The sequence below is a fragment of the Streptomyces sp. NPDC055140 genome (genome assembly GCF_053607285.1).
Window position 1 is genome coordinate 1 of the sequence record NZ_JBSGTG010000130.1, and the last position, 3,349, is coordinate 3,349.

Sequence of the window (3,349 nt, forward strand, 5' to 3'; positions counted from 1 at the left end):
TTCGTGTACACCCCGTGATCGATCAGGATGCGCTGCGCCGACAACATCGCGATCTGGTCGGGGAACCGCACCGGGATAACCGGACTGGCGCTCCCGGCCACGTCGTACCCGAGTGCGTCCAGCGCCCGGCGCAGGTGCTCCGCCGCCGCCAATGCGTCAGGGTCGGCACCGGCCCGCCGGCGGATCTCGCGCAGCGCCGCGTGCGCAGCCGCGGTGTCGGCCGGACTCAGGCCGGCCGAGTACATCTGCGGCCGGGAGTTGTGCCGCAGGAAGTCAATCGTCGTGGCGTCGGCCAGGACCGCGCCGCCCTGCGAGGCAAGCGACTTGCTGAACGTCAGTGTCATCAACGGCACCCGGCCCTGCATCCCGGCCTGCTCGATCACACCGCGGCCACGCCCGAACACCCCCACCCCGTGGGCGTCGTCGACCAGCAGCGTGGCGCCGTACTCGTCGCAGACCGCGACCAATTCGGCCACCGGCGCCAGTTCACCCTCCATGGAGAACACCCCGTCGGTAGCGACCAAGACCGACTTCGTCTGTGTGGCCGCCAACTGCCGGTCCAGATCACCGGTGTCGTTGTGGCCGAACCAGCGCACCACCGCGCCGGAAGACTTCGCCAGCCGCGCCCCGTCGATCAGCGAGGCGTGCGCCTTCTCGTCCAGAAACACCAGGTCACCGCGCCCTGCCAGGGCGGACACGACACCGAGGTTGGTCATGTAACCGGTCGCGAACACCAGGGCCGCCTCGTAGCCGAAGAAGTCCGCCAGGTCCGCCTCGAGCTCCTCATGCAGATCGAGGTTCCCGTTCAGCAACCGCGAGCCGGTTGCGGACGTCCCATACAAGGCGATCGCGTCCTGCGCGGCACCGATCACCTGCGGATTTACGCTCAGGGCCCGGTAGTCGTTGCTGCCGAGCATGCAGACCTCCGCGCCGTCCAATAGCGCCCGCCCGCCTTCCGCAGGGCCCTGAAAGGCCGGGTAGTACGGATAGAGCCCAGCGTCGCGTGCCTCATCAGTCCGCGTATAGGCGCGGCACTTCTCCAGCAGGTCCATCAGGTGGGTCCGATCTATCGCGCGGTCGGCCGAGCAGCGGCACCACCGTCACCCCGCCGCGCGCTGCACGGGCTCACCGGCCGCGAACGTCCCAAGCCCTGGAGCCGCGAACTGCTGCTCCGTTCCGCCCCACGGGACACGGCCGCCCGATCACCGATCCGACGCCTCCGCGCAGTCCGCCCGCGGTCCGACCGCACACGGCCGCCGCCCCCTGACGCCCGTGCGACATGGTCCGCGCCACGGAACCCACAGGAAGATCGTCTCCCGCAGGCCGACGCGATCGAGACCATCTCACCCCAACCCCCTCATGTTCCCCGCATCCTCAGACCGAGCCCGTCCGGCCCTGCCGTGGCCGGCCGCGCAGGACACGCCTGCGCCTCCAACTCCCCTCTTCCGTTTCCAAGGAGCAGCGGTGGCCTGTGACAACCGCACCACCCAGTCCCACCCTGCTCTACTGCGCGTGCCTGCCGTGTACTGGATGCTCGTGGCAGGCTTCACCATCTGCCGCAGTGGCTGCGTCGTCGTACCGTTCCTCTCCCTGTACCTGGTGCGCCATCAGCACTTCAGCGCGGCAGACGCAGCCCAGGTCAGCGCCGCCTTCGGCGCGGGCTGGGCCGCAGGCCCCGCCATCGCGGGCTGGCTCGCCGACCGCGTCGGGCGACGCCCAACACTCCTGGTGACCCTGTCCGCCGTGGCTGCGATGTACCTCACCCTCCCCGCCCTGCAGACACTGGCGGCACTGACCGCCGCCGCACTCACCATCGGACTCCTCTTCGACGCGCCCCGCCCGGCCGTCCTCGCCCTCGTCGCCGACCTCGTGCCCGATCAGGCCCGCGCACGGGCGTACGCACGCCTCTACTGGGCGTCCAACATAGGCGCGGGCGTGGCCGGGGCCATCGGAACCGCCCTCGCCGACAACCACATCACCGCGCTCTTCTACGTCGCCGCAGCCTCCAACCTCGCCTTCGCAGCCACCGTGCTCATCGGCAAGATCGGAACAGGCCCACGGCCGAAGGCACACACCCGTCGCGGAGTCGCCGTTCCGGCAGTCAGGGGATACCGCGCCCTGCTCCACGACGGACGGTTCCTCGCCCTTTGCGCCCTCACGCTCCTGTACCTCTGCGTTTATCAGCAGGTCTTGTTCGGCCTGCCCGTTGCCATGGACCGAGACGGCCTCAATCCGTCCGCCTACGGGATCATCAGCCTCATCAACGCGATCGGTGTCGTCGCCTTCCAACCCGTCCTGCAGCCCTGGATCGACCGACATACCCCCTTGGTGGTGTGCGCCGTCGGCGCGATCACCCTGGGCCTGGGCATGGGCGGAAACCTCGGCGCCCAACAGTCCCTCGTCGGGTACGGTCTCGCCGCTGCCGTCTGGACCCTGGGCGAGGTGCTGTACTTCAGCAGCATCATGACGATGGTCGAACGCCTCGCACCCGACGACGCCCGAGGCCGCTACACCGGCATCTGGGCCTCCACGATGGGCGTCTCCGCTCTCATCGCCCCCCTCATCAGTTCCGCCGCCATCGATGCCGGCGGAACAGAACTCATGTGGACCACAAGCCTTGCCCTGGGCGTCCTCGCCGCCGTCGGCATCCTCGCTCTGAAGCGGCACATCGACATGCCTTCCGCCACCACGACGGCCAACCCTGCGGATCTGGACCTCGCGCCCACCCGTGCGTGACTGTTGCCTCGCTAACGCAGATGCTCCCTACCGTCCCCTCGCATGCCCTGCCGGACCGACCGGCGGCACCGAAACCGAGGACGACATGTCTGCCATCACGCGCATCGACGAGATCCCTCCATCCCATAAGATCTTCCCGCCCGACAGCCACCCGGACCTGCCACACCCCGGAGCGGTGCACCACGGCTGGAACACCGGCCGCCAGCTCCTCCTGCACGCAGCGCGCAGCCCCCTGGCCAAGCGGATGACCGGGCAGGACCAACCCCTCCGGCAGCAGGCGATCACGCAACTGCGCGCACTCCACCCCAATCTCCACGAGCTGGCTGGCTCACTCACGCTGGCGCTCCACATCAGTGCCGTTCAACAGCCAGCACCGGACGCGGACACCAAATCCCTGATCCCCCTGATCCGTGAGGCGCTCGCAGACCTGGGCGACTGGGGAATCCATGCCCCGCTGCCCGAGCAACTCGACCGGATCACCCGGTCCGTCCACGCACTGCAGCCCTGTATGCCCGACTGACCGCCGCTCACCGGGGGGGGGGGGGGGGCGGGCCCGGGACCCCCCCCCCCCCCCCCCAGAAGAGGGGGGGGGGAGCAAACCACAGACCCCCAC

General features: G+C 69.5%; 3 protein-coding genes. 2 read left to right on the forward strand and 1 reads right to left on the reverse strand.

Translation table 11 applies throughout. The features are described 5' to 3' along the window. Positions 1 to 1,052, reverse strand: a 1,052-nt coding sequence (locus ACWFR4_RS48165) for an aminotransferase class I/II-fold pyridoxal phosphate-dependent enzyme (RefSeq protein WP_453658255.1), incomplete at its 3' end; no start/stop codon positions are given. A 412-nt stretch (positions 1,053 to 1,464) separates the two neighbouring features. Between ACWFR4_RS48165 and ACWFR4_RS48170 the strand changes: the two genes are divergently transcribed. Both ACWFR4_RS48170 and ACWFR4_RS48175 read left to right on the forward strand, forming a co-directional pair. Next, complete coding sequence (locus ACWFR4_RS48170) at positions 1,465 to 2,736, forward strand: MFS transporter (protein WP_453658257.1); 1,272 nt, start codon at positions 1,465 to 1,467, stop codon at positions 2,734 to 2,736. An 85-nt stretch (positions 2,737 to 2,821) separates the two neighbouring features. Next, positions 2,822 to 3,256, forward strand: a complete 435-nt coding sequence (locus ACWFR4_RS48175) for a hypothetical protein (RefSeq protein WP_453658259.1) — start codon at positions 2,822 to 2,824, stop codon at positions 3,254 to 3,256. The last annotated feature ends 93 nt before the right edge of the window (positions 3,257 to 3,349 follow it).

Excerpts from the sequence above, each read along its gene's own strand:
- ACWFR4_RS48175 (WP_453658259.1), top strand. The coding sequence starts at position 2,822 with ATGTCTGCCATCACGCGCATCGACGAGATCCCTCCATCCCATAAGATC.